The sequence below is a fragment of the Paenibacillus sp. NRS-1760 genome, from assembly GCF_050467785.1.
Classification (GTDB): Bacteria; Bacillota; Bacilli; order Paenibacillales; family Paenibacillaceae; genus Pristimantibacillus.
The window spans coordinates 1-308 of record NZ_JBITPK010000004.1; the positions used below are offsets into that span (position 1 = coordinate 1).

Consider the following 308-nt stretch of genomic DNA (forward strand, 5'->3'; position numbering starts at 1 on the left):
CATATGTGTGCTTATTGCGCGGGTTTGTTAAAAAAGACTGTTCAGGTGATTTCACATCCTGATCAGTCTTTTCACAATAGCTATTCGCATCGGTCATAGTAAAACTTGACCGATCCCCCATGCTAGCACGCCTGCAAGCAACGACGACAGAAGGTTCACTCTGTCGTTGTTCAGCCAGGCGAAGCCGCGCACTTGCTCCGCCGCGCTGCCGCAATGCGCGGCGCGCTCGATCTCGCTGCCGCATACCCGGCAGCGATACATGGCCTGGCCGGTTGCGCCGAGCAATGAGTCGGCGAACGCCCCGGCCG

1 protein-coding gene is annotated in these 308 nt (G+C 57.5%); it reads right to left on the minus strand.

Translation table 11 applies throughout. The features are described 5' to 3' along the window. Nucleotides 1-93: 93 nt before the first annotated feature. Nucleotides 94-261 (minus strand): hypothetical protein, encoded by a 168-nt coding sequence (locus ACIFSR_RS00610; protein ID WP_430054083.1) that lies wholly within the window; start codon nucleotides 259-261, stop codon nucleotides 94-96. Between the last annotated feature and the right edge of the window lie 47 nt (nucleotides 262-308).